The organism is Streptomyces sp. NBC_01276 (assembly GCF_041435355.1).
GTDB lineage: Bacteria > Actinomycetota > Actinomycetes > Streptomycetales > Streptomycetaceae > Streptomyces.
Genome location: NZ_CP108442.1, coordinates 4,094,824 through 4,120,705 on the forward strand (window position 1 = coordinate 4,094,824; position 25,882 = coordinate 4,120,705).

Sequence of the window (25,882 nt, forward strand, 5' to 3'; positions counted from 1 at the left end):
ACGGCTCAGTCTGCCACCAGCGGTTCGACGTAAACGGCCCTCCAGCGGGGCGCAGGGTCTTGTCCAGGGCTGGTCCAGTACTCCCTCGCGCCGACGATCTCCCCGTCGCGCACGGTCCACAGCGACACGGCCCGGTAGACGACGTGCTCCTCGGGTATCTCCACCTCGGTGACGACGAGGTCCCCGTCCGCGAGGATGCGCAGCACCTCGACCGCGCCGAGGGAGCTCTCGTCGTCTGCGGAGTCCTCCCCCTCGTCGCGGAGCACGGCGACGAAGTTGGCCCTGCCGACGATGCGCTCGCCGCTGACCGGCCACTCGATGACCGCGTCCTCGGCGATGAGCGCGGCCATGCCGTCCCAGTCGCGTGCCTCGATCCGCTCCCACAGTCGTGCCACTACCTTCAACGGCTCCATGTGCCGCAGTGTGCGATGGGCTCTTCGTACGCAACAAGCTTTGCTTTCAGGCTTATTGACTTCGACACAATCGGCTGCCGACTACTCCCGGTGATACGTGAGAGGGGGGTTCGATCCCCCGTCCAGCTCGCGCAGCAGGGTGCCGTCGGGCAGCAGGCGCAGCCGGCTCCGGCCGCCGGGAGTGCAGGTGGGAGGGGGGCCGGAGGTGAGGGTGGAGGCGTCGAGCTCCACCGGGTCGGGGGCTCCGCGCAGGGTGGCCCGCCAGGAGCAGGAGTAGCCGGGGTCGTCCACGCGCAGGGTCATCACGGGCTCGCCGACCGCCCCGGCGGTGAGGTCCAGGCGCCAGGTCGCGCTGCCGGAGGCGGCCCGCCAGGTGCCGGCGTAGGACTGGGGGAGCCGGCCGGCCGGGCCGCCTCCCGCGGAGGTTCCGGTCGCGGGGGCCTTGGGGTCGGCGGGGCCCGCCCCGGTGGGCGGGGACGGGGCGGAGGCGGTGACGGCCGGGCCCGGAGGGAGGGGATCCGGGTCGCTGCTCATCACCGCGTACACCGTGCCGCCCGCCGCCGCCGCGACCACGACGGCGACGGCCACCAGGAAGGCGGTCGACGCCGCGTGGGGCCGGGGCGCCGGTTCGGCGGACGGCCCGTAGGAGTACGACGGGGGCAGGACCGGCGGCGGTGGCGGGGGCGCCACGGCGGTGGGCGTCGGGAGGACGACATGCCGCGGACCGGAGTCCTCGCGGTCGAGGAGCTGTACGGCGTGCCGTCCGAGCCGGTCCACGAGCGGCGCCGGAAGCCACGCTTCCAGGGCGCGCCCGTTCGCCACCGTGCCGCCCGCCCCGACCCGGTCCAGGACCGCCGCCGGATCGGGCCGCGCCGCGGGGTCCTTGCGCAGGCAGTCCGCGACCAGTTCCCGCAGTTCGGGCGGTACGCCGTCCAGATCGGGTTCCGCTTCGACGATGCGCAGCAGCAGCCCCGCGGCCCCGCCGGGGTGTTCCGCGTCGCCGAAGGGCAGCCGCCCGGTGGCCGCGTAGGCCAGCACGGCGCCGAGGCAGAAGACGTCGCAGGCCGGGGTGACCGCCTCGCCGCGGACCTGCTCGGGAGCCATGAACCCGGGCGAGCCGACCAGTTCCCCCGGCCGGGTCAGACCGGCGTCGCGGGTGTCGAGCGGGCGGGCGATGCCGAAGTCGATGACGCGGGGCCCGTCGAGGGTGAGGAGGACGTTGGACGGTTTCAGGTCGCGGTGGATGAGGCCCGCGCGGTGGATGTCCTGGAGGGCGTACGCGAGTCCGGCGGCCAGGACCAGCACGGTACGGGTGGGAAGGGGGCCGAAGTCGTGCGCCACGGCCCGGCGCAGGCTCGGCCCGGCGACGTACCCGGTGGCGAACCAGGGGACTTCGGCCTCGGTGTCGGCGTCGAGGACGGGAGCGGTCCACGCGCCGCCGACCCGGCGGGCGGCCGCGACCTCCTGGCGGAACCGGGCGCGGAACTCCTCGCGGAGGGCGAGTCCGGGGTGGACGAGCTTCACCGCGACGGTGCGGCCGCGGTCGGACCGGGCGAGGTAGACCTGTCCCATGCCGCCGGCGCCGAGGCGGGACAGGACGCGGTACGGGCCGACGTGTTGGGGGTCGGCGGGGTGCAGCGGTTCCATCGGCGGTTGGTCCTTCCCCGGGGGCGGCCCGACGGGCCGAGCGTAGTTCGCCGCGTGGGGCGAGGGGGAGTATCGGGCCGGGGCGGGCCGGTCCGGGCGGGGGCGCTCCGCTGCGGCCCCGCCGCCGGAGGCCGCACCCCGCCCCGCCTCAAGCGCCCCCGCCCCCTCAAGCGCCCCCGCCCCCCTCAAGCGTCGGCGTCGCCGGATCCGGTGATGGCGGTCAGGGCTGCCGAGAGGCGGTTCAGGACGCGGGTCGTCTCGGCGAAGGCCTCGTCGCCCAGCTCCGCCGCCAGGCGGGTGGCCAGGTCGGCGTGGCCCGGGTCGATGCGGGCGATCGCGGCGCGCCCCTCCTCCGTCGGGCGCAGCAGCTTCGCGCGGCGGTGGGCCGGGTTCGGGGCGTACGCGGCGAGGCCCTGGGTCACCAGCAGGTCCGCCACCCGCTGCACGCTCTGCCGGGTGATCCCCATGGCCCGCGCGATGCCCGCCACCGGCAGCGGCTCGCGCAGTACGGCCCCCAGGACCTGCCACCAGGCCGCCGTCAGCCCGGCCGGGCGGGCCAGCTCCTCCGACAGCGCGAGGAACTGGCCGTTCAGGTGGAAGACGCCGAGCGCCGTTCCGCTCAGCAGGTCCTGCCGCTCCCGTACCGAAAGCGGAGGTACCGGCTCAGGCATCTCCGGCCTCCGCCGCGGCCATCAGCACCGGGTAGGCGCTCGCGTCGGAGTCGTGGAACAGCCGGTACCAGGCGTCCAGCACGTCCGGCCGGTAGACGCCGAGCCGCGCGAAGACCTCGCGGGCGAAGGCCACCGGTTCGGTCGGGCCCGCCGTGATCAGGTCGCCGTCGGTGACGGCGTCGGCCTCCACGTAGTGCGCGGCGCCCCCGTACCCCGGCTGCTGTGCCAGGTGGAAGGAGGCCGCGCCGGTGTGGGCGCGCCCGTCCAGGAGGCCCTCGCGGGCGAGGCCCGCCGTGGCCCCGCAGATCGCCGCGACCGGGACCCCGGCCGCCAGGAACGCGCGGGCCTTCGCGGCGAACGGGGCCAGCTCGTCGCCCGTCTCCCAGAGTGAGGCGCCGGTCAGGATCAGCAGCGAGGAGTCCTCGGGGCGCAGGTCCGCGAGGGCCAGGTCGGGCTGGATCCGGATCCCGCCCATCGTGGTGACGGGCCGCCCGGCGGCGGGGCCGACCGTGCGGACCGTGTGGCCGCGCTGGGCGAGGTGCGCGGTGGTGTGGCCGGTCTCCCAGTCCGCGTACGTGTCGTAGACCGCGAGGTGGACGGGCTTGGACTCGGGCCGGGGCCCGCTCGGGGTTCCGCTCATGGTGCTCGCCTCCGGATCGCAAGGGGCCTCTGACGAGAGGTCTATGACAAGAGACTGTCATTTTGGGAGCATGCTGTCAATGTTCGGTTTCGGCAGACAGACTGCCGAGGGCGGGCGCCCACCCGCATACAGTCCGCCGATATCCCTTCCGACCTGCGCACTTCTAGCGTGACGGCATGACCCCTCATGTCACCGGTGCGGCCGTCAAGGCCGCCGACCGCGCTCACGTCTTCCACTCGTGGTCCGCCCAGGCCCTGATCGACCCGCTGGCCGTCGCCGGGGCCGAGGGCTCGTACTTCTGGGACTACGACGGCAACCGCTTCCTCGACTTCTCCTCCCAGCTGGTCAACACCAACATCGGCCACCAGCACCCCAAGGTGGTCGCCGCGATCCAGGAGCAGGCCGCCCGGCTCTGCACCCTCGCGCCCGGTTTCGCCGTCGACGTCCGCTCCGAGGCCGCACGCCTCATCGCCGAGCGCACCCCCGGTGACCTGGACAAGATCTTCTTCACCAACGGCGGCGCCGAGGCCGTGGAGAACGCCGTACGGATGGCCCGGCTGCACACCGGCCGCCAGAAGGTGCTGTCCACGTACCGCTCGTACCACGGCGCCACCGCCGCCGCGATCAACCTGACCGGCGACCCGCGCCGCTGGCCGTCCGACACGGCCGCCGCCGGGGTCGTGCACTTCTGGGGCCCGTTCCTCTACCGCTCGCCCTTCCACGCGACGACCGAGGCCGAGGAGTGCGAGCGCGCCCTCGCCCACCTCGCCGACACGATCGCCTTCGAGGGCCCGGCGACCATCGCCGCGATCATCCTGGAGTCGGTGCCGGGCACCGCCGGGATCATGACCCCGCCGGCCGGGTACCTCGCCGGGGTGCGCGAGCTCTGCGACCGCCACGGCATCGTCTTCATCCTCGACGAGGTCATGTCGGGCTTCGGCCGCACGGGCAAGTGGTTCGCCGCCGAGCACTGGGACGTCACCCCGGACCTGATCACCTTCGCCAAGGGCGTGAACAGCGGATACGTGCCGCTGGGCGGCGTGGCCATCTCCGCCGCCATCGCCGAGACCTTCGCCACCCGCCCCTACCCGGGCGGACTGACCTACTCCGGTCACCCGCTGGCCTGCGCCGCCGCCGTCGCGACGATCAACACGATGGAGGAGGAGGGCATCGTCGCGAACGCCGCCCGCATCGGTGCCGAGGTGATCGCCCCGGGCCTGGCCGCGATCGCCGAGCGGCACCCGTCCGTCGGCGAGGTGCGCGGGCTCGGCACCTTCTGGGCGCTGGAACTCGTACGGGACAAGGAGACGCGCGAGCCGCTCGTCCCGTACAACGCGGCCGGTGCCGCGAACGCGCCCATGGCCGAATTCGCGGCGGCCTGCAAGGCCTCCGGTCTGTGGCCGTTCGTGAACATGAACCGGACGCACGTCGTCCCGCCCTGCACGGTCACGGAAACCGAGGCCAAGGAGGGTCTGGCACTCCTCGACGAGGCCCTGTCGGTCGCCGACCGGCACACCGTGGGCGCGTAGTCCGAGGGGCCGGACGCCAGGTCGTCCGGATAACGAGCGGTACATCCGCATATCGGCCATGGAACCGATCGGTTTCAGCCGCGCTGCCTGGCCTAAGGTGTCCGAAGATCTACGGAGGAGACGGACCCCTATGCCAGGCAGCGGAAGCGGAGCCGTCACCCGCAACACCCTTCGGCAGCAGATCGCGGACGCGCTGCGCGACGAGGTGCTCGCGGGTCGTCTGCCGCCGGGGACCGAGTTCACGGTCAAGCAGATCGCCGAGCAGTACGAGGTCTCCGCGACCCCGGTGCGCGAAGCGCTGGTCGACCTCTCGGCCCAGGGGCTGCTGGAGTCGGTGCAGCACCGCGGGTTCCGGGTGCGGACCTACACCGTCGACGACTTCCGGGGCATGATCGAGGCCCGCACGCTGGTCCTCGACGGCATCTTCCGCTGCCTCGTCGAACGCGGCGTCGCGCCCGGAGCGGCCGAGATGCTGGTGTCGGTGCGCCGTCGCGGGGAGGAGGCGCGGCGGGCCGCCCGGAGCGGTTCGCTCGAAGTGCTCATCGGCTACGACCTGCGGTTCTGGCGGGAGCTCAGCGGGCTGGTCGGCAACCGCTACATCTCCGAGTTCCTGCACCGGATCCGGATCCAGTGCTGGGTCTTCTCCGTACCGCACCTCCAGGGGTCGCCGGAGCTGCGGACCGCGCTGTGGGACGGGCACAACGAGCTGGTCGACGCCGTGACACTGGCCGACGCCGAAGAGGTGCGGCGCCTCATGCGGGCGTACAACCAGCACGGTCTGGACTGGGCCGCCCGGCTCTGAGGGGCCGCCGTGGCCGCCCCCGGTTCCACCCGCCCGCCGTCCCGGGTTCCCCCGGGTTCTGCGCACCCCTTCGCTGAGGGTGTCCGGAGCACTACTCTGACCGGATCGGCGGCAACGACTGATCGGAGCCCGCGTGGCCTGTGACCTGTGGCTGGTCCCCCTTGTCGACGTGCTGTGCCACAGCCCCGACAACCCCTTCGCGGAAGAGATCGCCTCGTACGACAAGGCGCTGGGCGAGGCGGGTCTGCCGTCGGTGCCCGTGTTCGCTTACATGCCGGGCCTGAGCGGGGACGTGGCCCCGGTGGCCGGCTTCGACTACGACGCCCTGCACTTCCTGAGGCGGGCGTACCTGCTCCAGATCTGCGGGCTGCCGGTGACCCCGGTGGACGAGCTGGGCGGGGATTACGAGCAGCTGCTGGAGATGTTCGAGGCGACGGCGCAGCAGTCCCACCTGGTGTGGCACTACGACCACGCCGGGGCGTACGTCCCGGTGGACTTCCCGGCTCCGCTGGCCAACGACGAGCTGCTGGCGGGGGGCGGTCCGCTGGGATCGGCGCAGGGGCTGCTGCGGGAGCTGGCCTTCGTGGCCCCCGCGATCGGGATCGACCCGGGGAACCCGCCGGCCGCGCCGGCGCCGCCCGGCGGGCCGACGTCGCTGGAGGAGCCGGCGGGTCCGATTCCGTACGACGCGAGCCCCTTCGCGCGGGAGCGGCACGTGTGGCTGGGGCTGCACGCGGCGGCGACGCGGAGCCTCGGACAGGGCTCGATGATCATCTTCAGCTGAGCGCCACCCGGCCGGGGCCGCCGGGCTGCAGGGCACGGGGCACGGTGCGCGGGGCACCGGGCGCGGGGCACCGGGCGGCGACCCGCCCCCCCCCGCCGTGCCTCAGCGGGGCTGCTCCGGCGGCCGCTGGCGGGGCATGTTCGGGCGGGTGCCCGGCGGGAGCGGGAACCGGGCCGGGGGCACGTACGCGTCCGGGCGGGCGGGGGCCCCGGCCAGGGACTGCATCACCAGCGGCGCCGGGCCCGCGCGGAACTCCACCATCCAGTCGGCGGTCTCGGAACGCACCAGCTCCGTGATGTCCTCCGAGAACCGGCGCAGCACCGTCAGACACCGCTCCGCGGCCTCGCCGGCGGTGCCCTCCGTCGGGCCGAGCACCTCCCGTACGTTCTCCGAGGCCCAGTCGAACTGGAGGGTCTGCAGGCGGCGCTGCACCGCCTGGGCGGTCGCGACGTCCCGCATCCAGCCCGAGGTCAGCCCGAAGAACCGGTCGCAGGCCAGGCACGCGGCGGCCAGCAGCAGCGACAGGTACCCGTACGAGGACGCGCCCGGCGCCGCGCCCGTCAGTTCCAGCAGGGGCATCGCGGCACCCGCGACGGCGCCCAGGGCCGCGCCGGCCCGCAGTGTCCGCGCGCCCCGGCGCTTCCAGGCCCGGTCGGAGAGGTACCACTCGGCGGTGCGCAGCGCGTCGGCCTCCACCCGGCGGTAGAGCTCGTCGAGCCGCTCGGCGGGTTCGCCCCAGTCCCCGAGCGGGAACGGCCGGCCGGTCAGGTCGCCGTCGCCGTCCTCCGCGGGATCCCGGGGTGGCCCCTCGGGCTGCATCTCCGGCTGACTCACCCGGCACTCCCTCTGCCTGCGCTGACGTCTCTGTGGTGCGCGTGTGCGCAATGATGCGCATGCTCTTCCTACCTTCGAATGACGCGCGATGGACAACGAATCCCGGGTTTTCCGCCCACACGGAGGGCGCCATCAGGTACGCGCACGCCCCGACTCTCACTCGAAAGAGTTGGTCCTCCCGGCGTAGGGCGCGGCGCGCGGGGAGCACGTAGGCTCGGATTGACCGAGCGTTCCCGAAGGTCGTAGCGACGACGTATGGAGTGAGCACCTGTGATTCCCGGTGGTGGCCAGCCCAACATGCAGCAGCTGCTCCAGCAGGCCCAGAAGATGCAGCAGGACCTCGCCGCGGCGCAGGAGGAGCTGGCCCTGGCCGAGGTCGAGGGCCAGGCCGGAGGCGGTCTGGTCAAGGCCACCGTCACCGGTTCCGGTGAACTGCGGGCGCTGGTGATCGACCCGAAGGCCGTGGACCCGGAGGACACCGAGACCCTCGCCGACCTGGTGGTCGCGGCGGTCCAGGCGGCCAACGAGAACGCGCAGGCGCTCCAGCAGCAGAAGCTGGGACCGCTGGCCCAGGGCCTGGGCGGCGGCAGCGGGATCCCCGGCCTCCCGTTCTGACCCCGGCCCGAGACCCGGGCCCGAGCGGGGCCCGGCTCCCGGTGGTACGGGCTCCGCAGACGACCCGAAGACACGACAGAGAAGACCAGAGAAAGAAGGCAGTCCGTTGTACGAAGGCGTGGTCCAGGACCTGATCGACGAACTGGGCAGGCTGCCCGGCGTCGGGCCCAAGAGCGCGCAGCGGATCGCCTTCCACATCCTGCAGGCCGAGCCCACCGACGTCCGCCGCCTCGCGCACGCGCTGCTGGAGGTCAAGGCCAAGGTCCGGTTCTGCGCGGTGTGCGGGAACGTGGCGCAGGAGGAGCGGTGCGGGATCTGCCGTGACCCGCGCCGCGACACGACGGTCATCTGCGTGGTCGAGGAGCCGAAGGACGTCGTCGCGATCGAGCGGACCCGCGAATTCCGGGGCAAGTACCACGTCCTCGGCGGCGCCATCAGCCCGATCGAGGGCGTCGGCCCGGACGACCTGCGCATCCGCGAGCTGCTCGCGCGCCTCGCGGACGGGACGGTCACCGAGCTGATCCTGGCGACCGACCCGAACCTGGAGGGCGAGGCGACCGCCACCTACCTCGCCCGCATGATCAAGCCCATGGGCCTCAAGGTCACCCGCCTGGCCAGCGGGCTCCCCGTCGGGGGAGATCTGGAGTACGCGGACGAGGTCACGCTCGGGCGGGCCTTTGAAGGAAGGCGACTTCTCGATGTCTGACGCAACGCTGCACGCCCTCGGACAGGATCCGGACGACTTCGCGGCCTCGATCGCGGACCAGATCGAATCCTTCATCGTCGCGGTCACCGAGGTGGCCAAGGGCGAGGACCCGGACAGCGCCGTTCCCTTCCTCCTCCTGGAGGTCTCCCAGCTGCTGCTGGCGGGCGGCCGGCTGGGCGCGTACCAGGACGTCCTGCCCGAAGAGCGCTACGAGCCCGACCTGGGCCCGGAGCCGGACGTGGACGACCTGCGCGAGCGCTTCGCCGTCATGCTGGAGCCGGTCGACGTCTACTCCGAGGTCTTCGACCCGTACGAGCCGCGCAAGGCCCCGGTCGCGCACCGGATCTCCGACGACCTCGCCGACGTGGTCGCCGACCTGCGCCACGGCCTCATCCACCACCAGGCCGGCCGGATTACCGAGGCGCTGTGGTGGTGGCAGTTCTCGTACTTCACCAACTGGGGTCCGACGGCCTCGGCCACCCTGCGCGCCCTCCAGTCGCTGATCGCGCACGTCCGCCTGGACCAGCCGCTGGCCGCCCTCGACGGTCTCGACACGGACGAGGACCTGACCGAGGAGGAGCTCGCGGAGCAGGCCGGGCTGGTCATGGCCGAGGAGCTGGGGCGGCTCGGCCGCAAGTGACGGCAACCGGAGCGCTGATCTTTTCGTCTCATGATGTGGTACGGGGCGGTCGGATCCCGACCGCTCGTTAGACTGCACCAGCAATGAGACGGACCGAGCGAGGAGCGCACGTGGGCCTTGTCGTGCAGAAGTACGGAGGCTCCTCCGTAGCCGATGCCGAGGGCATCAAGCGCGTCGCCAAGCGGATCGTGGATGCCAAGAAGAACGGCCACCAGGTGGTCGTCGTGGTTTCCGCGATGGGCGACACTACGGACGAGCTGATCGATCTCGCCGAGCAGGTATCTCCGATGCCTGCGGGGCGCGAATTCGACATGCTGCTGACCGCCGGAGAGCGCATCTCCATGGCCCTGCTGGCCATGGCGATCAAAAACCTGGGCCACGAGGCCCAGTCGTTCACCGGTAGCCAGGCAGGCGTGATCACCGACTCGGTCCACAACAAAGCGCGCATCATCGATGTGACGCCGGGCCGGATCCGCACCGCGCTGGACGAGGGCAACATCGCCATCGTCGCCGGCTTCCAGGGTGTGTCCGCGGACTCCAAGGACATCACCACCCTCGGCCGGGGCGGCTCGGACACCACCGCCGTGGCGCTGGCCGCCGCGCTGGACGCCGAGGTCTGCGAGATCTACACCGATGTCGACGGCGTCTTCACCGCGGACCCCCGCGTCGTGAAGAAGGCCCGGAAGATCGACTGGATCTCCTCCGAGGACATGCTGGAGCTCGCGGCCTCCGGTTCCAAGGTGCTGCTGCACCGCTGCGTCGAGTACGCCCGCCGCTACAACATCCCGATCCACGTCCGCTCGTCCTTCTCGGGACTGCCGGGCACCTGGGTCAGCAACGAGAATCCGCAAGGGGACGCGCAGGTGGAGCACGCCATCATCTCCGGAGTCGCTCACGACGTCTCCGAAGCCAAGATCACGGTCGTCGGCGTCCCGGACAAGCCGGGCGAGGCCGCGGCGATCTTCCGGGCCATCGCGGACGCCGAGATCAACATCGACATGATCGTCCAGAACGTGTCGGCGGCCTCCACCGGCCTGACCGACATCTCCTTCACCCTCCCCAAGGCCGAGGGCCACAAGGCCATCGACGCCCTGGAGAAGGCGAAGGGCCAGATCGGCTTCGACTCGCTGCGCTACGACGACCAGATCGGCAAGATCTCCCTGGTCGGCGCGGGCATGAAGACGAACCCGGGCGTCACCGCCTCCTTCTTCCAGGCGCTGTCCGACGCGGGCGTGAACATCGAGCTGATCTCCACCTCCGAGATCCGCATCTCGGTCGTCACCCGCCAGGACGACGTCAACGACGCCGTCCGCGCGGTGCACACGGCCTTCGGCCTGGACTCCGACAGCGACGAGGCCGTCGTCTACGGAGGCACCGGACGATGACGGTGCCCCGGTCCTCCGGCCCGGCGCTCGCCGTGGTCGGGGCGACCGGAGCCGTCGGTTCGGTCCTGCTCCAGATCCTGTCCCAGCGGGCGGACGTCTGGGGCGACATCCGCCTGATCGCCTCCCCGCGCTCGGCCGGCCGCCTGCTGGCCGTCCGTGGGGAGGAGACCGAGGTGCTCGCCCTCACCGAGGACGCCTTCGACGGCTTCGGCGCCGGCGACGTCGTGCTCTTCCTGACCCCGGCCGAGGTGTCGGCGCGCTGGGCCCCCGTGGTGACCGCGCGCGGTGCCGTCGTGGTGGACCAGTCCGCCGCCTTCCGGGAAGACCCCGAGGTGCCCCTGGTGGTGCCCGAGGTGAACGGCCACGCCGTACGGATCCGGCCGCGCGGGATCGTCGCGGGCCCGGACTGCGTGACGGCCGCCATGATCGCCGCCCTGGGCGCGCTGCACGCCGAGTACGGACTGGCCGACCTGGCCGTCTCCTCGTACCAGGCCGCCAGCGCGGCCGGCCGGGCCGGTTCCGAGGCGCTGCGCCGCCAGCTGTCGCTGGTCGCCGGGAGCTCCCTGGGGGAGCAGACCGGGGACGTGCGCCGGGCCGTGGGCGAGGACACCGGCCCCTTCGCGGCTCCGCTCGCGCTGAACGTGGTGCCCTGGTCCGGGGAGCTGCGCGAGGGCGGCTGGTCCTCGCACGAGCTGGCCGTACGGGCGGAGACCCGGCGGATCCTGGGGCTGGAGACGCTGCCGATCGCGGTGACCTGCGTACAGGTTCCCGTGGTGACCGGCCATTCCCTGACGGTTCGGGCCCGCTTCGAGCGGGAGGTGGACGCCGGGCACGCCAGGGAGATCCTGGAGGCGGCGCCCGGCGTGGTGCTCGTCGACGATCCCGAGGCCGGGGAGTTCCCCACACCCGCCGACGCGGCCGGTACGGATCCGGCCTGGGTGGGGCGGGTACGGGCCTCGCTCGACGACCCCCGCTCCCTGGAGTTCTTCGTGTGCGCGGACAATCTGCGCAAGGGTGCCGCGCTGAATGCCACGCAGATCTCGGAACTGATCGCGGGTGAATTCGCGTAATTCGCTTTGTAGGATCGGTACCGATCCCTTGATCAAGGTGATGGCCCGACTGCCGTCTGGATAAATGGGGCAATCGGGAAGAGCGGGTACGCATGAAGGCAATGGGGAAATTGCTGGTTACTCTGCCGCACGCGTACAACCCTCACGGGGGGACGCGTGTCCAACCGGCGTGGCAGAGGCACTGTTGGAATACGCCGTCGTACCGGCGCGCCCCGGGATCGTTCCCCCGCGCCGCCGCTCGCTCGCGGCAGGCGGCTCCGGCGGCTTCCCCGTGATCGTTCCCGTCCCGCCGGCAAGCGTTCCGGCCGCCGTGCCGCCCGTCCTGCCGACCCTCGGCGGGCGCGTGCCCGCGCCGCGCGACAGCGCGTCCACGGAAGCGGCCGGCGGACCGGCCGGCGGGCCGGTCAGCGGACCTTCCGATGGACCGGACACGGCGGCGGCCGGCGCCGTGCCCGCCGCGCCGCCGCCCGAGACGGCGGCCGACGGCGCTCCCGTCGTGGCCGGGACCACGGTCGACCACCTCACCGAGACCTACCAGGCCCACTACCGGTCCCTGCTGGGCCTGGCCGCGCTGCTCCTCGACGACACGGCCTCCTGCGAGGACGTGGTCCAGGAGGCCTTCATCCGCGTCCACTCGGCCCGCAACCGGGTGCGCGACCGCGACAAGACACTGGCCTATCTCCGCCAGACCGTCGTGAACCTCTCGCGTTCCGCGCTGCGCCGCCGCATCCTCGGTCTCAAGCTGCTGTCCAAGCCGATGCCGGACATGGCCAGCGCGGAGGAAGGGGCCTACGACCAGCTGGAGCGGGACGACCTGATCAAGGCGATGCGCGGGCTCCAGCGCCGCCAGCGCGAGGTGCTGGTGCTGCGCTACTTCGCGGACATGACGGAGGTCCAGGTCGCCGAGACGCTCGGGATATCGCTCGGCTCGGTCAAGGCGTACGGGTCGCGGGGCATTGCCGCGCTGAGGGTGGCGATGGAGGCAGCGCAGTCATGAGGGACGAACACGAGAACCCGCGGGGCACGGCCGCACCGGGCACCGGTGACGAGCAGGTCCTGCGGAGTCTGCTGACCGGGGCGGTGCAGGGCCTGGAACCCTCCGAGGGGGCCCTGGAGCGGCTGCGCCACGCGGTGCCCGTCCGCCGGGCGCGCAAGCGGCAGGCACTCGTCGGGGCGGCTGCGGCGGCCCTGCTGGCCGGCACCGCGATCCCGGCCGCGCTGCACCTGGGCACCGACCAGGGCGCCGCCGCCGGACACTCGGCGATGGCCGGTCACGGCGAGGCACAGGGCGGCAGGACCGGCGGCCCCTCCGACCCGCACCAGAACGGCTCCGGCGACGGGACCGGGACCGGGCCGAAGCCCGCGAAGCCCGCCGGCGCGGACCAGGAGGCGGGCGGCGCCGACGGCAAGCCGTCCCCGCAGGTCAGCGGCTCCCCCTCCGGCGGTACGGCGACGGGCGGCCCGTCCGACGCCGGAGCCGTCGCGGGCACCTCGAACGGAGCAGGCCACGGCCCGCCCCCGGTGGGCGCCGCCCCCGGCGTCGCGGGCTGCACCGCCGGACAGCTCGGGGTGGCCGGCAGTGCCCGTGCCCCCGGGCCCGACGGCAAGGTGCTCGGCAGTTTCAAGGTCACCAACGTCTCCGCCAAGGGCTGTACGGTCACCGGCCCGGACACCGTGACCGCCGCGGCGGTCCCCGCCGGGCCGCCGCCCGCGCAGTCCGCAGGGGTGACGGTCACCGGCCACACGGCGGGCGACCCGGCGAGCGGGCTGCTGCCCGACCCGTCGGCGGAGACCCAGGTGCTGTTCCTGGAGCCGAACACGGCGTACGAAGTGCGCTTCGCCTGGGTGCCCTCGGGAGCCTCCTGCCCGACACCCCCCGGCCCGCCGGCCAAGCCCCAGCAGGGCGACGGCACGCAGCCGGCCGGTACGGAGACGGCCACGGGAGCGCCCGCCGCCGCGCCGGGCGGTGACGGGACCGCGGCCGCCGCCGCTCCGGGCCCCGACCCGCAGACCGGCGGTACGGACTCCCAGCCGGGCGGAGTGGCGGTCTCGCACACCCCGGCCACGGGCGATCCGGTCACCCGGACCACCATTCCCGAGGCCTGCGGCGGGACGGTCTACCGGACGGGCATCATCCCGCAGACGACGCCGTAGCGCGGAGCCGGCGTCCGGGCCGGACCGGGCGCCGGACCGGCGGGGCCGGGCCCGTTGCGCGGTCCCGGAGCCCGGTCCCGGTCCCGGACACCGGTCCCGGGCTCAGGCCTGGGCTTCGGCCCGCGCGCCCGCGGGAGCGGGGTCCGGCGCCGGGAGCAGTCCCGCCTCGGCGTCGCGCAGGGTCTCGACTTCGCGCCGGTAGAGCCGGAACCACATGAAGAGCACGAATCCGGCGAAGACGAACCACTCGCCGGTGTAGCCGAGGTTCTGGAAGGCCTTCATGTCGAGGCCGGTGTTGACCGGTGCCTTCGCCGGCACCGGAAGCATTCCGTCGGCCGGGGTCTGCACCGTCAGCCAGGCGTCGTAGAGCGGGTCCTGCACCAGGTTGACCAGCGTGGCCGACCCGATCACCCCGATCTGTCCGGACGGCAGCCCGCCCTGCGCGTGCACGCCCTTGGTCTGGGAGTTCTCCGAGGACTGCAGGGCACCCGTGACCTCGGTCCGCCCGGCCGGCGGTGCCGGAGCCTTCGCCGGGTCCGGCGTCCCGGGCAGCCAGCCGCGGACCACGGGGACGGTCTTGCCGCCTTCGGTCCGCAGCAGGGTCAGGACGTAGAAGCCCGTCTTGCCGTCGAGCTCCCGGTCCGGGACCAGCAGCTGCCGCCCGTACTCACCGGCCGCCGAAGCGAGCCGTCCGGAGGTCTTCGTGTCGACCGGGAGCAGCGAGTCCAGCGGTGCGGCCGCCTGGTCGGCGGGCCGCTCCGCGTTCGCCTCGCGGTGGCTGCCGACGCGGTCCTCGAACCGGCCGAGCTGCCAGGTCCCCATGAACAGGCAGAAGGGGATGGCGAGCGCGACGAAGACGTTGATCCCCCACCAGCGCGGGGTCAGGAGAAACCGGTGCACCCCACCACCGTACGGGGGCCGTGCCCGGAGCCCGCCTCCGGGGCTCGGCGGGCTCCGGGCACACGACGGGAGCAACGAAGGCCGACCGAGCCCCGCGGCATCACCTCGGCAGGTGCTTCAGCGCGAACTCCAGGTCCATCCGGACCTGCTTGATCCGCTCCTCCACGACCAGCGAGCCGTGTCCCGCGTCGTAGCGGTAGACCTCGTGGACGGCGCCGCGCGCCGCGAGCCGGTCCACGTAGTTGTCGATCTGCCGGATCGGACAGCGCGGGTCGTTGACACCCGCCGCGATGTGGACGGGCGCCTTGACCGCGTCCACGTACGTCAGCGGTGAGGAGGCCTCGAACCGCTCCGGGACCTCCTCCGGGGTGCCGCCGAAGAGGGTGCGGTCCAGGGCCTTCAGCGCCTCCATCTCGTCGTGGTACGCCGTCACGTAGTCCGCCACCGGTACGGCGGCCAGCCCGACCGCCCAGTCGTCGGGCCGGGTGCCGATGCCGAGCAGGGTCAGGTACCCGCCCCAGGAGCCGCCCGACAGGACGAGGCGCGCGGGGTCCGCGAGGCCGGAGGCCACGGCCCACTCCCGGACGGCGGAGACGTCCTCCAGCTCGATCAGGCCGACCCGGTGCTTGAGGGCATCGGTCCACTCGCGCCCGTAGCCGGTCGATCCCCGGTAGTTGACCCGGACCACCGCGAAGCCGTGGTCGAGCCAGGCCGCCGGAGTGGCGAGGAAGGAGTCGCTGTCGTGCCAGGTCGGGCCGCCGTGGATCTCGAAGATCGTGGGGAAGGGGCCCTCGCCGTGGCCCACCGGGCGCTGGGCGAGCGCGTGGATCCGCCCGCCGGGGCCGTCCACCCACACGTCCTCCACGGGCACCGAGCCCGGCGGACGGAAGCCGGGCGGGTCGAGTACGACGCCGCCCGCGGTGGACCGTACGGAGGCCGGCTCGGCCGCCGAGGACCACTGGTACTCCACGGTCCCGTCGGGGCGGGCGGTCGCGCCGCTGACCGACCCCGGGGGAGTGTCGACCCGTACGAGTTCCCGCGCGGCCAGGTCGTAGCGCCACAGTTCGCTGCGCGCCTCGAAGCTGTGCGCGACGAGCAGGGCGGACCCGTCCGGATACCACTCGGCGCTCACGTCGCCCGGCAGCTCGACCGCGAGGTCCTCCTGGGTGCCGGTGGCGACGTCCCACACCATCGGCTCCCAGCGGCCGCGACGCTGGTGGCCGACGAGCAGCCGGGTGTCCCCGGCGACCGGGGCGAAGCCGAGCACCTCCAGGCCGAGCTCCACGGTGCCGCCGCGCGAGTCGTCGAGCTCCGCGACGGTCGTCCCGTCGAGGGTGACCACGCGCAGCGCCGAGTGCATCGCGTCGCCGTGCTCGGTGTGCTCGATGGCGAGCAGGGTCCCGTCGTGGGACAGGTCGCCGACGCCGGCCGACTCGCGGTGGCGGTAGATGACGGCGGGGGCGCTGCCGTCGGGGCGCACCACGTGGATGGTGGAGCCGTCCTCGTCCGTGGACCGGCCGACGACCGCCGTGCCGTCGCGACCGATGGCGAGACCGGCCGGGTAGGAGGCCTCCAGGCCCGGGGTGGCGGGCTCGTCGGGGCCGCCCGCGAAGGGCTGGCGGACCCAGGTGCCGAACTCGTCGCCGTCGGTGTCGGAGAACCACCAGATCCACTCGCCGTCGGGGGAGAGGGTGCCGTCGGTGGTGCCGTTGGGGCGGTCGGTGGCCTGGCGCTGCGTGCCGGTGACACGGTCCCAGGCGTAGAGCTCGTACGTCCCGGTGGCGTTCGAGACGAAGAGCGAGCGGTCCGGGGCGTCCTCCGCCCAGTCGGGGAGCCCGACGCGCGGCGCCCGGAAGCGCTTCTCCCAGTCGGGCATCTCGGGCGTCTCGGCGGCTGCGCCGGGGGTCAGATCGCTGTCGCTGGTCATGCCCTCCATTCTTGCCGCACCGGCGGGAGCGATGCGCCGGAGCGGTTCCGGGATGCCGACGGTGGCGAAGGGGAGCATCGTGGTGGGGGTACGCCCAAGGCAGCCGAGAGGTGTTGATCATGTCCAAGAAGGCTCGCACCGGTCACCACGAGCATCAGGACTCCGAGCGCGCGCTGGCGAAGAACACCGCGGCCGAGGCGCGTGCCAAGGCCGCCGTCCGGGACGTCCAGTCGGTCGCCGCCAAGACGAGGGGCATGCAGCAGAAGGCCCAGTCGAAGCGCGGCTGAGCACCGAGCGGGCCGTTGTTTCACGTGAAACAGAGCGCCGCGTGCGTACGCTGACCGCATGCGGATGATCGTGCGCGGTGCCCGGCTCCTCCACACCGATGGCCTGTCCGACGTCGAGGTCGGCGAGGACGGCCGCATCGCGCGGGTGATCCCGCACGACGACCAGAAGGAGCCGCCCGCGACGGGCGTGCTCGTAGATGCCCACGGGGGGCTGCTCACCGCCCCCTTCGTCGAACCCCACATCCACCTCGACACCGCCCTGACCGCCGGCCGGCCGCGCCCCAACGCCTCCGGCACCCTCTGGGAGGGCATCGCCTGCTGGAGCGAGCGCAAACGGACCCTCACCCGCGAGGACGTGATCACGCGTGCGACGCAGGTGCTGCGCTGGCAGGCCGCCCACGGCGTCCTCCACGTCCGGACCCACTGCGACGTCACCGACCCCTCCCTCACCGCGCTCGACGCGCTGCTGGAGGTCCGCGACCGGGTGCGGGACGTGATGACGCTCCAGATCGTGGCCTTCCCCCAGGAGGGCATCGTCTCCTTCCCCGACGGCGAGGCGCTGCTGCGCGAGGCCGTGGCGCGCGGGGCGGACGTCGTCGGGGCGATCCCGCACTTCGAGGACACCCGCGAGGACGGGGTCGCCTCGCTGCGGACCGCGTTCGCGCTGGCCGAGGAGCACGGACTGCGCGTCGACGCCCACTGCGACGAGATCGACGACGAGCAGTCCCGCTTCGTGGAGGTGCTGGCGACCCTGGCGCTGCGCTCGGGCCTCGCCGGGCGCGCGACCGCCTCGCACACGACGGCGATGGGCTCCTACAACGGCGCGTACAGCTACAAGCTCCAGCGGCTGCTGGCCCGTTCCGGCATCAACCTGGTCTCCAACCCCTTCGCCAACCTCAACCTCCAGGGCCGCTTCGACGGCTATCCACGCCGCCGCGGCCTCACCCAGGTCAAGGAGATGCTGGCCGCCGGGGTCAACGTGGCCTTCGGCCACGACGACGTGATGGACCCCTGGAACGCGCTCGGCACCGGAAACCCTCTCCAGACCGCCCTCGTCGGCCTCTACGCCGCCCAGCTCACCGGAGCCGACGAGATCCCGGCCGCCTTCTCGATGGTGACGGACCGTGCGGCCCGTGTGCTCGGCCTCGACGCCTCGGAGTACGGGATCACGGAGGGCGCCCCCGCCTCCTTCGTGCTCCTGCCCGCGCCCACACCCGAGGAGGCGATCCGCCGTCAGGTCCGGCCGCGCTACGTCGTATCGCGCGGCAGCGTCCTCGCCGAGACCCGGCCCGCGCCGACACGGCTGTCCTGGCCGGGGGAGGAGCCGTCCGAGGTGGACTTCATCCCGTCCGCCTAGGGTGCTCCCATGACGTGGACCCTTCACAACCTCGACTCCGACACGGCCCGTTCGGCCTTCGAAGCCGCCTCGGAGTACGCCGATCCGGCCCTGCTCAACCACTCCGTCCGTTCCTACGCCTTCGGCGCCGAGTACGCGCGCCGGCACGGGCTCGCCCACGACGCCGAACTCCTCTACGTCAGCGCCCTGCTGCACGACCTGGGCCTGACCCCGCCCTTCGACAGCCACACCCTCCCCTTCGAGGAGGCCGGCGGGCACGTGGCCCGGATCTTCACCGCGGGGCTGGGCTGGGCGCCGCAGCGGCGGGCGCGGGCGCAGGAGGTGATCGTGCTGCACATGCGCGACGACGTCACCGCCGCCGAGGACGTCGAGAGCCACCTCCTCCAGGTGGGCACGAGCGCGGACGTGTCGGGGCTGCGCGTCCCCGACTTCGACCCCGCCTTCCGGGACGGCCTGCTGGAGCACTACCCGCGCCTCGGCTTCGGCCCGGCCTTCCTGGCCCTGGTCGAGGACCAGGCCGTACGCAAGCCCGCCTGCGCGGCGGCCGCGTACGTGGCGGGCGGCGCGGCCCGGCGCATCGCCGCGAACCCGCTGGACGCGTAAGGGGCGGGTCGGTACGCGCCGGGTTCCTCAGCCGCCGGGCCGCGGGCCGCCCGGCAGCAGCTCGGTGGTGATCAGGGCGCCACGACCTGCTGCTGGGCATCGCCGCCGTGACCCCGCTGGTGATCATGGCGGGGTGACGGGCGCGCAGAGCGGCAGGGGCTTCAGGTGTCCGGGGGCCTTCAGCACGTCCGCCGGCCGGAGCGCCTCCGCGGGCCGCGCCGTGCTCACGGTTCATGCCGTCCCGGGTGACGGGTGAGCCCGATCCGCACCGCGCCGAAGAGCACCTTGGCGACGATGCCCACCACGACGAGGTCGGCCACCATCTGCAGGGTCGTCAGCACCCGGCCGGTGGGGGTCGTCGGCACGATGTCGCCGAAGCCGACGGTCGCGAACACCGTCACCGTGAAGTACAGGGCGGCGGTCCGGTCCAGGGGTTCCGAGAACGACTGCGGATTCCCGTCCGAGACCAGGACGTACGACGCCGAGAACAGCAGCAGGAACAGGGGCACGGCGGTGGCCAGCGCCTCGATCGCCCGCAGCCGCGGATACTCCGAACGGCTGATGGCGGAGGCCTGCCAGGCCACCAGGGCCCCGAACAGGACCAGCCCGCCCAGCAGGGCTCCGAAGGACAGATCGTCGAAGCCGTGGTCGAGCGGGGCCACGTAGTAGAGCGCGGTCAGCACGGTCGGCGAGGCGACGATGCACGCCAAGTGGCCCAGGATCTGCCGCTGCCGCCGTCGGGAGGAACCGTCGCCACTCATGGCCCTCCTCCCGTGCTCCGGCGGCCCGCCCCTCCGGCGGTGGCCCTCCAGCATTGCAACACCGCTCGCCCCCCGTCGCACCTCAGCCGCCGCCCCACCGGGGAGAATCGGCCCCGGCAGCGTCATCGGTGACGCCCCGCCAGCTCCACCGGCAACGAAGGACTCGACCCATGAACGACGCGGACCGGGGCCGCAGCGGCCGTACTCCCATCGAGGACACGCGCTTCGGCGTGATCACCGTCCGCCAGGAAGGACAGGACCGCGTCGAAGTCCGGGGCGAGGGCGTCCCACGCGTGGTCCTGCGGCGGGCCCCCGGCGCGGAAGCGGACCCGCGGATCGCCATAGGCACCCGCGACCCCGAGCACCTGACGATGACGGTCGACGGACGTGCAGCCGTGCTGAGGCCGGCCAAGGGCGCGCTGAGCAGGCGTTCCTACCGGGTGGACGTGGAGTTCGAGGGAGTGGGCTACCGCATGGTCCCCGATTCGGTACCCGGCAGCCGGCTGACTCGCGACGGCCTGCACCTCGGCGACTTCTCCTCCGACGGAGACGAACTGGTCCTCGCGGAATGGCGGGACACCGCCGAGGTCCGCCCCGTGGACGCCTCGATCGGCTACGCCCTGGCCTCGGCGTTCGGGACCGGGGGTCAGCCCATGTGGATGATGATCGTCGAGGGTGTCGCGGAGGCACTCCCGTAGCACCGCTCGGGAGAGGGCCTGATCCGCCATCCGGATCAGGCCCTTGACCTGGTCCTACGTCCCGGCCGGGGTCACTTCGCGCCCATCGCGTACCGGTAGGACGCCTGGACGATCTGCCAGACGGTCTCCAACTCCGCCGCGGTCCTGGGCCCGTAGACGAGCGTCACGTCCTGGACGGGGTGGTGTACGCCCCAGCCCGCGGCGATGACGTCGGCCTCGGTCTCCGGCGGGAGCGTGACGTGGAGCGAGCCGTCGTGGTGGGGATGGATGTGGCCCCACTCCCGGCCCCCCTGGAAGGCTTCGGCGGGGCCCGTGCCGATGCCCTCGGGCAGGAACAGCGCACGGGCGTGCGGGACCGAGACGAGCGTGGGGGCCATGTAGACGTACGGCAGCGCGCGCATCCGTTCCCACAGCTCCTCCTGCAGCATGATCGGGGAGATCTGGGAGCCCTGGCCGTGCGGGGCCGGACCGAAGACGCGCGGAGCCACGCCTTCGCGGGGAGTCAGGGTCAGCATGAAGGTGTCCTTTCGGGCCGGTGACCCGGCCGCAGGGTGAACGGTCGACGGAGCTGCAGCATGCGGGCTCCCGGCGTTCGCCTTGGTGGAGAGCCGGTCGAGGACGCGGCGCAGCCCGTCGGCGGCGGCCTCACTGGCAGGGCGCGATTCGGAGGAGGCCCCGGGCGAGGGGTGATCGCACTGCGCCGCGAGCCATGGTCGACCGGCCGTGAGGAGGCCTCCACGGAGGCCGAGCCGCTCCACGAGAAGGCCGGCCGCCCTTTCGCGGCGGATCCCCCGGGTGTCTTCCGAACGATCACCCGGAAACGCAGGAAGGGCCCGATCCGCGATGCGGATCAAGCCCTTGACCTGGTCTTACGAAGTCGGGGTGGCGGGATTTGAACCCACGACCTCTTCGTCCCGAACGAAGTACGGCCGCGCGCCGACGCTGCGTGTTTGCAATCTCCGCAGGTCAGAGCGTTGGTGTCCCGTGGTCTGAGTGGGTCCTGGAGCCCCCTTGAAGCAAGATCATCTCCCAGATTTCTCCCAGCCGCCGAGGTCGGGCGTCTGATCGAGGCGTGCTCCTTGAGGGTGGTGATCGCGTGACCGGCGAACTGCGGAAGGTGTCTGAGGCGTGGTGCCCGCTGATACCGGCTGTGCGCCGAGCACGGCAACTCACCAGCCGAAAGAGGACTTCGCATGACGCACGCTGATGTGGCTCCCGAGGTGCCTCCGCTGCTGGGGATCGACGGTTCTTCCACGGAGCGCCTGCACGCTGCCTTCGAGCAGGTGGAACTGTCCGATGCCACGCCCGCGGTGCTCCAGAAGACGGAGGCCGGAATCACGATGTCCTATGACCCGAGGCGGATGTCGGCGATTGAAGCGCGCGAGTTCCTGATGGCCCGCACCGCCTTCACCGAAGGGCCGGAGGCCGATGCGATGGTCGAGGCGGCCCAAGAGCACGGTGGAGCCTTCCGGGACCTGGTGGGGGAATTCCTGGGCCGGATCGACCGCTTTGGTGATCCCGTCGGTACCGCACAGGAGTTTCTTCGCATCTTCGCCGCTGCGCAGCTGTACGTCTTCGCAGAGAAGAGGCGACTCCGGATCGTGCGCGCTGACGGGCCCAACGGCCATCTGCTGACCGAGGCCCTGGTGGTCGACGGCCTGCTGGTGGTCCCGCCCGGTCGGAGTCCGCAGGACACACTGCGTGACGTGGGCGCAGCCGACTGTGCGGCTGCTGTTCGCTGAGGCCCGCCGTACGGCGCCTGGGCGCTGGCCGTCCTGGCCTGAGCGATGGCCAATGGGCGCTCTTACGCGTAGGCGGTGAGGTGCTCACACTCCTGGGAGGCGGGAGGGAGGCCGAAGTGGGTGGACGAGGGCGACGTCGCTCGACAGCCCGGCGGAAACGTGAGGCCAGGAGGCGGGCGGTCCTGATCTCCGGCGCCTGCATTGCCACTGTGCTGGTGGCTCTCTGGGCACAGATCTGGCCCTACGTCGTGGGAGCCATGGTTCTGGCCACAGCGGCAATGGTCGGCTGGCGGCTTTGGCGCATGGACCGGCTGTTACGTCGAAGCGACGGGCAATGGCGGCACGAGGAGGCGGTGAAGGCGGGGCACCGCACACTCGCCGAGGTGGACCGGATGGATGGCGGGGAGTTCGAGGACTTCGTTCTGGAACTGTGCCGGCGTGACGGATGTACGGATCTCAAGCGTGTGGGGCGCTCTCACGACGACGGTGCGGATGTGCTGGGAAGGCTGCCCGACGGAAGGACCATGGTGATCCAGTGCAAGCGCAACACTCCCAAGCGTCGGATCCCCAGTCGCGAGATACGGGACCTTCTCGGTACGCGGGTGCACTTCGGCGCCGAGGTCGCCATCTTCGTGACGACCACCTACTTCAGCGGCCCTTCAGTCCGGACCGCGGTGCAGAACGGCGTCTTGGCGGTCCACCGTGACCACCTGGGGCAGTGGAACAACGGAGCCACGCTCCTGTCGCTCCGCGATGTGAACGGCCTGGGCCAGGGAGACCGACGCCATCACCAGCGGTGGAGGGACACGTACTCCTCGTAGAGACGTTCCAGGGAGTGGTCCCGGCCGATCGGGCCGAAATTGATCAAAAAGGGGCTAGGCCGATGCCGCGCCCGGGGTGTGCAGTGTGGACGAAAGATCGGCCATATCCGGAGGGGGAATTCATGGCGATCAAGGTGCTGCCGGTGTCGGGGGAGCAGGCCGGCTGGATCGACGCAGTCGTTGCCCTGGGAGACCGGTACACCAAGCGGCTGGGGTTGCTGACCCCGCCCGCCTACCGCAAGGCAGCCGAGGACGGAGGCCTCCTCCTCGCCATGGAGGGGGAAGAGGTCGTCGGCTACACGCTGTTCGGTCTTCCGAAGCGCAGTCAGCACGTGCGTCTGGCGCATCTGTGCGTGGCCGAAGAGCACCGCGAAAAGGGCATCGCTCGCCTGCTGATCCAGGCCATCCGCGAGCGCCATGCACAGCGCCTCGGCATCAGGGCAAGGTGCCGCCGCGACTACGGACTCAGCGGAATGTGGACCAAGTTGGGCTTCGTACCCCGTGGCGAGGGCCTTGGCCGCGGTCGAGACCAGGAAACCTTGGACACCTGGTGGTTGGACCTGGGGCATCAGGACCTGTTCGCCGAGGCCCAGAGCGATGCGTTGCTCGTGGTGACCGTGGACCACAGCGTCTTTGCCGGCCTGAGGGGAGGTGGCACCGGGCGTGCGGTCGAGGAGTCGCGGGCACTTGAGGCAGGCTGGCTCTCCGACCTGATCGAGCTCGCCTTTACCCCGCAGTTGCTGCACGACGTACGCGATGTCGCAGACCGTGGGGAGCGGCAGCATCAACGCGCCGGCCTGGCAGGGATGAGGCAGATCACTCCTGATTCGGACGGCGTGGCGGCCCGGCACGAAGAGCTGCTGGCCGCCCTGGTAAAGAACGCGCCGGGTGTGGTGCTCGACGCGGGCACGCGAAGCCGCTTGCGGTATGTGGCCGAGACCTCCTGCGCCGGTCTTCAGGTGTTGGTGACGCGTGATCCTGCGCTCGCACAATTGGCCGACGTCGCCTGGGATATCGCCCGCGTCAAGGTCGTAGCGCCGTCCGTGGTGACCCTCCACGTCGATGAGCTGCGCCAAGCGCAGGTCTACCGGCCCGCGGACCTGTTGGGTACGGCGTTCTCTGCGGCAGAGGTCGCGCCAGGCAATGAGGCTGAACTGGTGGCCTTTTTCAACCAGGCCGGTGGCGATCAGGGATCCGCCTTCGAGGATCGGCTGAAAGGCTTCGTCACTGATGCCGTGCTGTGGCGTCGGGAGCTGCTGCGAGATGGTGATGGCCACCCGGTGGCCCTGTACGTCTGGGCCCTGGACGGGCGCACCCTGACTGTGCCCCTTCTACGCACGGCATCGCATGCTCTGGAGGAATCCCTCGCCCGGCAGCTGCTGTTCATGCTCAAGCGCCTCGGTCGTGAGCGCGGGGCGCAGGTGGTCCGGATCACCGACCCCTTCCCCTCGCCTGCGGCGGGAACGGCCGCGGGCGCGGATGGCTTTGCCGAGCACGAGGGCGGCCTCACCGCGTTGCTGATCGACGTCTCTGGCTCCGCCGACGCGGTGTCCCGTGCGGCCGGTGAGATCTCGAGTCGTCTGGGCCTCACCGTGCCGGTGCTTCACGAGGGACTGTCCGCCGAGGTGGCGAGTGTCGCCGAGCGATCCTGGTGGCCTGCGAAGATCACAGACTCCGAGCTGCGGTCCTTCAGTGTGCCCATCGAACCGCGCTGGTCTGCGGAGCTGTTCGACTTCCCCACGATGCTCGTGCCTCGCGATGAGGTACTGGGAATCAGCCGGGAACACGTCTACTACCGCTCCTCCGGCCACCGGAATGAGAGTGTCCCCGCCCGCCTCCTCTGGTACGTCAGCAAGGGACCTAAAGGGCAGCAAGGGCAGGTGGTGATCGGATGCTCGCGGCTGGACGAGGTGTTGATCGACGAACCTGACATCCTCTTCTCGCAATTCGAACACCTGGGCGTATATGGTCGTGACCAAGTCCGTGAGGCAGCCGATTCCTCCGGCAGGGCCATGGCGTTGAGGTTCTCGGACACCGAGCTCTTCCCGGTGCCGGTGACGCTCGGACGTTTGAACCTGCTGGCACAGAGTCTGGGACTACCGTTGTCACTGATCTCGCTGACGAAGATCAGCAACGCGCTGTTCCAGGCGGTTTACGAAGAGGGGCACCGAAAGACGTGAGCGATCCGGAGCGCGCGATGCTGCTGTCCGTCCACCCCCGGTTCGCGACGGCGATCCTGGCCGGGAGCAAGACGGTGGAGGTGCGGCGACAGCGCGTCGCCGCCCCTCCCGGCACGGCGGTGCTCCTCTATGCCACGGCGCCCACGATGGCGATCGTGGGCATGGCGCGCATCGCTTCGGTGCAGGTCGCTTCGCCCCGAGAAGTGTGGTCAGCGAGCCGTACTCGCGCTGGAATCAGCAGGCGCGAGTACGACGCCTACATGTCCGGCGCCACGCGGGCCAGCGGGCTCACCTTGGAGGACCCCGTGACCTTCGATGCTCCTGTCCCCCTCACCGCACTACGGGCCACCGGTCCCTTCCACCCGCCACAGAGCTACCGGTACTTGAAGTGCGACGACCTGCAGCTGATGGCCATGGCCGCGCCCAACGCCGACTCGACCCTGCGCGGCGTCCTGAGCGAACTCGTACCAGCGTAGAGGCCCTCTTTTGCGGTGGCTGGCGTGCTCCGAGAGATTGTCCCAACACGCTTTCCAAATGTTCGTACACCGTCCGGCAGGGCCGCCCGGACACGTCCTGACCTGCGTCGTACCGCTTTCGTGGTCTCCGGCCGAACACGTCCGGACGGAGGCGAATGCAACCAGAACTGCAACCACGGAGGGGTGGCCCGGAAGCGTCAGCGGCGCCGCAGCCGGGCCCGGTGGCCGCGGTGGAGGCTG

General features: G+C 72.0%; 27 protein-coding genes and 1 tRNA gene. 18 read left to right on the forward strand and 10 right to left on the reverse strand.

The genetic code is table 11. From position 1 onward, the window contains the following. Positions 1-5: 5 nt before the first annotated feature. From OG295_RS18195 to OG295_RS18210, 4 genes are all read right to left on the reverse strand, one after another. On the reverse strand, positions 6-413 hold the full coding sequence (locus OG295_RS18195; RefSeq protein WP_371677816.1) for a nuclear transport factor 2 family protein: 408 nt from the start codon (positions 411-413) through the stop codon (positions 6-8). Between the two features lie 81 nt (positions 414-494). Further along, positions 495-2,060, reverse strand: coding sequence for a protein kinase (locus OG295_RS18200; RefSeq protein WP_371677817.1), 1,566 nt, complete (start codon positions 2,058-2,060; stop codon positions 495-497). Positions 2,061-2,245: 185 nt separating this feature from the next. Continuing rightward, the gene (locus tag OG295_RS18205; protein WP_371677818.1) at positions 2,246-2,731 is read right to left on the reverse strand and encodes a MarR family winged helix-turn-helix transcriptional regulator; all 486 of its coding nucleotides are present in this window, start codon (positions 2,729-2,731) and stop codon (positions 2,246-2,248) included. After that, positions 2,724-3,371, reverse strand: a complete 648-nt coding sequence (locus OG295_RS18210) for a DJ-1/PfpI family protein (protein ID WP_371677819.1) — start codon at positions 3,369-3,371, stop codon at positions 2,724-2,726. The genes OG295_RS18205 and OG295_RS18210 overlap by 8 nt, the downstream gene beginning before the upstream one ends. 176 nt (positions 3,372-3,547) lie before the next feature. Here OG295_RS18210 and OG295_RS18215 point away from each other — a divergent pair, with 176 nt between their 5' ends. From OG295_RS18215 to OG295_RS18225, 3 genes are all read left to right on the forward strand, one after another. Then, positions 3,548-4,900, forward strand: a complete 1,353-nt coding sequence (locus OG295_RS18215; protein WP_371677820.1) for an aspartate aminotransferase family protein — start codon at positions 3,548-3,550, stop codon at positions 4,898-4,900. 130 nt (positions 4,901-5,030) lie between these two features. Next, the gene (locus OG295_RS18220) at positions 5,031-5,702 is read left to right on the forward strand and encodes a GntR family transcriptional regulator (RefSeq protein WP_371677821.1); all 672 of its coding nucleotides are present in this window, start codon (positions 5,031-5,033) and stop codon (positions 5,700-5,702) included. 133 nt (positions 5,703-5,835) lie between these two features. After that, a complete protein-coding gene (locus OG295_RS18225; protein ID WP_371677822.1) occupies positions 5,836-6,486 on the forward strand; it encodes a hypothetical protein in 651 nt (216 codons plus the stop codon). A 102-nt stretch (positions 6,487-6,588) separates the two neighbouring features. Here OG295_RS18225 and OG295_RS18230 read toward each other — a convergent pair whose 3' ends face one another. Beyond that, positions 6,589-7,320, reverse strand: a complete 732-nt coding sequence (locus OG295_RS18230) for an SLATT domain-containing protein (RefSeq protein WP_371677823.1) — start codon at positions 7,318-7,320, stop codon at positions 6,589-6,591. Between the two features lie 270 nt (positions 7,321-7,590). Between OG295_RS18230 and OG295_RS18235 the strand changes: the two genes are divergently transcribed. The 7 genes from OG295_RS18235 to OG295_RS18265 all read left to right on the forward strand — a co-directional run bounded on the left by OG295_RS18235 (position 7,591) and on the right by OG295_RS18265 (position 13,890). Beyond that, on the forward strand, positions 7,591-7,935 hold the full coding sequence (locus OG295_RS18235; protein ID WP_078950239.1) for a YbaB/EbfC family nucleoid-associated protein: 345 nt from the start codon (positions 7,591-7,593) through the stop codon (positions 7,933-7,935). A 106-nt stretch (positions 7,936-8,041) separates the two neighbouring features. Then, complete coding sequence (gene recR / locus OG295_RS18240) at positions 8,042-8,641, forward strand: recombination mediator RecR (RefSeq protein WP_030228593.1); 600 nt, start codon at positions 8,042-8,044, stop codon at positions 8,639-8,641. Then, the gene (locus tag OG295_RS18245; RefSeq protein WP_371677824.1) at positions 8,634-9,281 is read left to right on the forward strand and encodes a DUF5063 domain-containing protein; all 648 of its coding nucleotides are present in this window, start codon (positions 8,634-8,636) and stop codon (positions 9,279-9,281) included. The genes recR and OG295_RS18245 overlap by 8 nt, the downstream gene beginning before the upstream one ends. 110 nt (positions 9,282-9,391) lie before the next feature. Beyond that, complete coding sequence (locus OG295_RS18250; protein ID WP_266840016.1) at positions 9,392-10,666, forward strand: aspartate kinase; 1,275 nt, start codon at positions 9,392-9,394, stop codon at positions 10,664-10,666. After that, positions 10,663-11,736, forward strand: coding sequence for an aspartate-semialdehyde dehydrogenase (locus OG295_RS18255; RefSeq protein ID WP_371677825.1), 1,074 nt, complete (start codon positions 10,663-10,665; stop codon positions 11,734-11,736). Before OG295_RS18250 ends, OG295_RS18255 begins: the two co-directional genes overlap by 4 nt. A gap of 448 nt (positions 11,737-12,184) precedes the next feature. Beyond that, positions 12,185-12,733, forward strand: coding sequence for a SigE family RNA polymerase sigma factor (locus OG295_RS18260; protein ID WP_371681225.1), 549 nt, complete (start codon positions 12,185-12,187; stop codon positions 12,731-12,733). Beyond that, positions 12,730-13,890, forward strand: a complete 1,161-nt coding sequence (locus OG295_RS18265) for a hypothetical protein (protein ID WP_371677826.1) — start codon at positions 12,730-12,732, stop codon at positions 13,888-13,890. The genes OG295_RS18260 and OG295_RS18265 overlap by 4 nt, the downstream gene beginning before the upstream one ends. A gap of 102 nt (positions 13,891-13,992) precedes the next feature. Here OG295_RS18265 and OG295_RS18270 read toward each other — a convergent pair whose 3' ends face one another. Both OG295_RS18270 and OG295_RS18275 read right to left on the reverse strand, forming a co-directional pair. Next, positions 13,993-14,790: an SURF1 family protein gene (locus OG295_RS18270; protein WP_371677827.1), complete on the reverse strand. Its 798-nt coding sequence runs from the start codon at positions 14,788-14,790 to the stop codon at positions 13,993-13,995. A 100-nt stretch (positions 14,791-14,890) separates the two neighbouring features. Next, complete coding sequence (locus OG295_RS18275) at positions 14,891-16,717, reverse strand: prolyl oligopeptidase family serine peptidase (RefSeq protein WP_371677828.1); 1,827 nt, start codon at positions 16,715-16,717, stop codon at positions 14,891-14,893. 119 nt (positions 16,718-16,836) lie between these two features. On the opposite strand from OG295_RS18275, the gene OG295_RS18280 reads away from it, so the two are divergent. From OG295_RS18280 to OG295_RS18290, 3 genes are read left to right on the forward strand one after another with little or no spacing between them, the layout of a single operon-like run. After that, positions 16,837-17,004, forward strand: coding sequence for a hypothetical protein (locus tag OG295_RS18280; protein ID WP_158740609.1), 168 nt, complete (start codon positions 16,837-16,839; stop codon positions 17,002-17,004). A gap of 58 nt (positions 17,005-17,062) precedes the next feature. Continuing rightward, positions 17,063-18,361 carry a cytosine deaminase gene (gene codA / locus OG295_RS18285; RefSeq protein WP_371677829.1) on the forward strand — a complete coding sequence of 433 codons (1,299 nt, stop codon included), beginning with the start codon at positions 17,063-17,065 and terminating at the stop codon, positions 18,359-18,361. A 9-nt stretch (positions 18,362-18,370) separates the two neighbouring features. Continuing rightward, positions 18,371-18,964: an HD domain-containing protein gene (locus OG295_RS18290; RefSeq protein WP_371677830.1), complete on the forward strand. Its 594-nt coding sequence runs from the start codon at positions 18,371-18,373 to the stop codon at positions 18,962-18,964. A gap of 224 nt (positions 18,965-19,188) precedes the next feature. Here the strand turns inward: OG295_RS18290 and OG295_RS18295 are convergent, their stop codons facing one another. Continuing rightward, positions 19,189-19,725: a potassium channel family protein gene (locus tag OG295_RS18295; RefSeq protein WP_371677831.1), complete on the reverse strand. Its 537-nt coding sequence runs from the start codon at positions 19,723-19,725 to the stop codon at positions 19,189-19,191. Positions 19,726-19,895: 170 nt separating this feature from the next. Here OG295_RS18295 and OG295_RS18300 point away from each other — a divergent pair, with 170 nt between their 5' ends. Continuing rightward, positions 19,896-20,423 (forward strand): hypothetical protein, encoded by a 528-nt coding sequence (locus OG295_RS18300; protein WP_371677832.1) that lies wholly within the window; start codon positions 19,896-19,898, stop codon positions 20,421-20,423. Between the two features lie 71 nt (positions 20,424-20,494). Here OG295_RS18300 and OG295_RS18305 read toward each other — a convergent pair whose 3' ends face one another. Both OG295_RS18305 and OG295_RS18310 read right to left on the reverse strand, forming a co-directional pair. After that, positions 20,495-20,938, reverse strand: a complete 444-nt coding sequence (locus OG295_RS18305) for a luciferase family protein (RefSeq protein WP_371677833.1) — start codon at positions 20,936-20,938, stop codon at positions 20,495-20,497. A gap of 369 nt (positions 20,939-21,307) precedes the next feature. Continuing rightward, positions 21,308-21,374, reverse strand: a tRNA-Pro gene (locus OG295_RS18310). A gap of 242 nt (positions 21,375-21,616) precedes the next feature. On the opposite strand from OG295_RS18310, the gene OG295_RS18315 reads away from it, so the two are divergent. From OG295_RS18315 to OG295_RS18330, 4 genes are all read left to right on the forward strand, one after another. After that, the gene (locus tag OG295_RS18315; RefSeq protein WP_329383165.1) at positions 21,617-22,165 is read left to right on the forward strand and encodes a hypothetical protein; all 549 of its coding nucleotides are present in this window, start codon (positions 21,617-21,619) and stop codon (positions 22,163-22,165) included. Between the two features lie 209 nt (positions 22,166-22,374). Further along, a complete protein-coding gene (locus OG295_RS18320; protein WP_371677834.1) occupies positions 22,375-22,986 on the forward strand; it encodes a restriction endonuclease in 612 nt (203 codons plus the stop codon). A gap of 122 nt (positions 22,987-23,108) precedes the next feature. Beyond that, on the forward strand, positions 23,109-25,166 hold the full coding sequence (locus tag OG295_RS18325) for a GNAT family N-acetyltransferase (RefSeq protein WP_329383171.1): 2,058 nt from the start codon (positions 23,109-23,111) through the stop codon (positions 25,164-25,166). Next, positions 25,163-25,642: an ASCH domain-containing protein gene (locus OG295_RS18330; protein WP_329383173.1), complete on the forward strand. Its 480-nt coding sequence runs from the start codon at positions 25,163-25,165 to the stop codon at positions 25,640-25,642. Before OG295_RS18325 ends, OG295_RS18330 begins: the two co-directional genes overlap by 4 nt. The last annotated feature ends 240 nt before the right edge of the window (positions 25,643-25,882 follow it).

Excerpts from the sequence above, each read along its gene's own strand:
- OG295_RS18195 (WP_371677816.1), bottom strand. The coding sequence starts at position 413 with ATGGAGCCGTTGAAGGTAGTGGCACGACTGTGGGAGCGGATCGAGGCA.
- OG295_RS18200 (WP_371677817.1), bottom strand. The coding sequence starts at position 2,060 with ATGGAACCGCTGCACCCCGCCGACCCCCAACACGTCGGCCCGTACCGC.
- OG295_RS18205 (WP_371677818.1), bottom strand. The coding sequence starts at position 2,731 with ATGCCTGAGCCGGTACCTCCGCTTTCGGTACGGGAGCGGCAGGACCTG.
- OG295_RS18210 (WP_371677819.1), bottom strand. The coding sequence starts at position 3,371 with ATGAGCGGAACCCCGAGCGGGCCCCGGCCCGAGTCCAAGCCCGTCCAC.
- OG295_RS18215 (WP_371677820.1), top strand. The coding sequence starts at position 3,548 with ATGACCCCTCATGTCACCGGTGCGGCCGTCAAGGCCGCCGACCGCGCT.
- OG295_RS18220 (WP_371677821.1), top strand. The coding sequence starts at position 5,031 with ATGCCAGGCAGCGGAAGCGGAGCCGTCACCCGCAACACCCTTCGGCAG.
- OG295_RS18245 (WP_371677824.1), top strand. The coding sequence starts at position 8,634 with ATGTCTGACGCAACGCTGCACGCCCTCGGACAGGATCCGGACGACTTC.
- OG295_RS18255 (WP_371677825.1), top strand. The coding sequence starts at position 10,663 with ATGACGGTGCCCCGGTCCTCCGGCCCGGCGCTCGCCGTGGTCGGGGCG.
- OG295_RS18265 (WP_371677826.1), top strand. The coding sequence starts at position 12,730 with ATGAGGGACGAACACGAGAACCCGCGGGGCACGGCCGCACCGGGCACC.
- OG295_RS18275 (WP_371677828.1), bottom strand. The coding sequence starts at position 16,717 with ATGACCAGCGACAGCGATCTGACCCCCGGCGCAGCCGCCGAGACGCCC.
- OG295_RS18280 (WP_158740609.1), top strand. The coding sequence starts at position 16,837 with ATGTCCAAGAAGGCTCGCACCGGTCACCACGAGCATCAGGACTCCGAG.
- codA (WP_371677829.1), top strand. The coding sequence starts at position 17,063 with ATGCGGATGATCGTGCGCGGTGCCCGGCTCCTCCACACCGATGGCCTG.
- OG295_RS18290 (WP_371677830.1), top strand. The coding sequence starts at position 18,371 with ATGACGTGGACCCTTCACAACCTCGACTCCGACACGGCCCGTTCGGCC.
- OG295_RS18295 (WP_371677831.1), bottom strand. The coding sequence starts at position 19,725 with ATGAGTGGCGACGGTTCCTCCCGACGGCGGCAGCGGCAGATCCTGGGC.
- OG295_RS18300 (WP_371677832.1), top strand. The coding sequence starts at position 19,896 with ATGAACGACGCGGACCGGGGCCGCAGCGGCCGTACTCCCATCGAGGAC.
- OG295_RS18305 (WP_371677833.1), bottom strand. The coding sequence starts at position 20,938 with ATGCTGACCCTGACTCCCCGCGAAGGCGTGGCTCCGCGCGTCTTCGGT.
- OG295_RS18315 (WP_329383165.1), top strand. The coding sequence starts at position 21,617 with ATGACGCACGCTGATGTGGCTCCCGAGGTGCCTCCGCTGCTGGGGATC.
- OG295_RS18325 (WP_329383171.1), top strand. The coding sequence starts at position 23,109 with ATGGCGATCAAGGTGCTGCCGGTGTCGGGGGAGCAGGCCGGCTGGATC.